Source organism: Microcystis sp. LE19-10.1B (genome assembly GCF_027530565.1).
Taxonomy (GTDB): Bacteria; Cyanobacteriota; Cyanobacteriia; order Cyanobacteriales; family Microcystaceae; genus Microcystis; species Microcystis aeruginosa.
On sequence record NZ_JAPZQM010000082.1, the window covers coordinates 1 to 2,520 of the forward strand.

The window sequence follows — 2,520 nt, forward strand, 5'->3', positions numbered from 1 at the left end:
ATAGTTGTGAGAATTGACCAATTGCTGGCCGCTTGAAAATCACTTATCTCGCTTTTATCTTCCTCAAAAATTACATCTTTTACCCAATGTAACTGATTTTCTATTTTCCAATGTCCTCGAATAATTTTAGCAAATACTTGAGCGGATTCAGTTAGGCTACTGATATAGTAAGCTGTTTCTTCATAAGTTTTATCCCCGCGAATACCCCTTCTTTCTACTTTAATAATTCGGCGCAGATTTTCAAACCCTTGTCTTTCATTGTTCCTCACTTTAAAAACTTCTATTTTTCTTGATATTTTTCGTCCATGACTATTATCTTGTTCAAGAAAGCAACTTTCTGGCTTTGAGGAATTACTCAGGTCTTGTATTCGCTTATAAAGATTTTTCTGATTTCCTTTAACGGTGATAACATAGTCATTTTTACTCTTGGCTATTAAGCTGATTGTTTTCTTCTGACAGTGTAAAGCATCGCCAGTAAAAACTTTATTTTGAAGAGTGCAATCTTCAATTATAGCTTGACCTTCGTCGATTTCAGACCCTTTTTTGTTTTCAATTCTTTTTAAGTGTAATACCCAGCCACTTTCTTGACTAAACAATGAGACAAACATAATAAAATTTTGTTGTTCATTGTTAGGATTCTTTAGAGTGTTTTTGAGACTTTTTCCATCTATGCCTAGCCAATTTATGTCATCTCTTTGTCCATATTCTTCTAATGCCCATTCATTAAACATTTTTAACAAACTCTGCCAGTCAACTCCCATCATTACCCTTCTAATTGTTGAATAGGACGGGACTCTTTCTGGAATTATGTTAAATTCTTGACTGAGCCTGTGCCGATTATTTTGGTTCTTCTTTACCTGGTATGGTTCGATAGGGGGGCATAAATCGACTAAATCCTTATCTGGCAAGAGACTTAATTGATTAGTTCGCTCTAGATCAAAAATAATTGACAAAAATCGCCAAATGCTTTTCTATATAAGGGTTCCATCCCTTATAACCCCCGTCCATTGCATAACAAAAACCGAAGAACCATTATTTTTAGCAAACTCTCCTAGCTCTCTCTAACCTGAGTATCCTAGCATTGTTCCCAGTATTATTACTACTAATACTATCCATAAATGGTGTCTTTTTCCTTTATCTTTCCGAAAGTCCTTGACTTGTTTCAGTTTTTCTATTAAGCTCAACATATATTTTAAAAGTTGGCGGTCACTTCTCATTTTACAAAGACAGTGATCGCTTTTACTTTTGATATTCTGATGGGAGAATGAAACAGCCCTAGGGGTTTGGGGGGGGAGAGATTCCCTCTAGTGAATGTTGGATACGTCCTGCCAGGTTAAGGAAACTCGATGAACCAAGAATCCCGAAGCGCTTAGTGCGACGGGAGTGTCAATCAGTCACCATTGTGCCAAAGCTCCAGTAAGGGCTGAATAATCTTTGCTGTCAAAGCGCATCAACCTGACGCAAGAAAAATTGATTTTTGTAAATAATAATTTCAACTCGCTCGCTACTAGCATAGGATAGAAACGTCGAATTTTCAGGAGGAGTGACGATGAAAGACAGTTCTATATTCCGACGTTTCCCGCAGCTATTCGCGGGTTTGTCGGTGCTATCGATCGCCCTCGTTGTGAGTTCCTGGATAGCGGCGCGCTCGATCTTGGCGGTGAAACGGGCCAGCGATGTTTTTGTCGTGACTGGTTCGGCAAAAAAGGCGATTACATCCGATTATCTTCTCTGGCGTTTATCGGTTTCCAGTCAACAACCCACCGCCCGCGAAGCCTACCGCGATCTGATCCGGCAAACCGAGCGGATACGAGCTTATCTCAAAGAAAAACAAGTTCCCGACGACGCAATCACCACCAACGCGATCGAGACGATGGCGATTCCCGAAGTAACAGCTAACGGCCAGGAAACTGGGCAAATTCTCGCCTATCGCCTCACCCAACGCTTCGAGATTCGAGCGGGGGATGTGGCCCGTTACACGGAACTTTCTAGGCAGGTAACGGAATTGATCGAGGAGGGAATTAACCTCGTCTCTGAACCCCCCCAATACCTTTACACCCAACTGGATAAGCTGCGGGTGGAAATGGTGGCGGCAGCGACCAAGGATGCGAGAGCGAGGGCTGAGGCGATCGCCAGTAGTACCGGCAGTCGGGTGGGAAGGGTGCGCGATGCGAAAACGGGAGTTTTTCAGATCACCTCGCGCAATTCCACCGACGTGAGCGATTCGGGAATTTACGACACCTCCTCGATCGACAAAGATATTACCGCGGTCGTTTCGGTGACGTTCGGGATCGAGTGAATTACAAGACAATCCTTAGTGCTGTCCAGACAGGGGAGCCTCTGTGCTAGAGCTAGACTTGACGTTGACATCCTCGCCGGCGTAAAACGGACGGCGATTCCCAAACCTCACGATTTGAGTTTCTGCTTCTTTCCCGAAGGATTTTTCGCACCTGCCTTAACAGATTTACTCTGTTCTGGTCTTATGGTCGCTCTACAGACTGACACCGCAAGCCCTGCGGC

General features: G+C 43.4%; 1 protein-coding gene and 2 pseudogenes. 1 reads left to right on the forward strand and 2 read right to left on the reverse strand.

All coding sequences use genetic code 11. The features are described from left to right. A pseudogene (locus O9332_RS02860) lies at window positions 1-845 on the reverse strand (ISAs1 family transposase); the annotation flags it as partial. Window positions 846-1,064: 219 nt separating this feature from the next. After that, window positions 1,065-1,187: pseudogene (locus O9332_RS02865) on the reverse strand (transposase family protein); the annotation flags it as partial. Between the two features lie 362 nt (window positions 1,188-1,549). Here O9332_RS02865 and O9332_RS02870 point away from each other — a divergent pair. Next, a complete protein-coding gene (locus O9332_RS02870) occupies window positions 1,550-2,299 on the forward strand; it encodes an SIMPL domain-containing protein (RefSeq protein WP_002760412.1) in 750 nt (249 codons plus the stop codon). Window positions 2,300-2,520 lie beyond the last annotated feature (221 nt).

What these genes read in the sequence shown, in the direction of transcription:
- O9332_RS02870 (WP_002760412.1), top strand. Translation starts at nt 1,550, where the DNA reads ATGAAAGACAGTTCTATATTCCGACGTTTCCCGCAGCTATTCGCGGGT.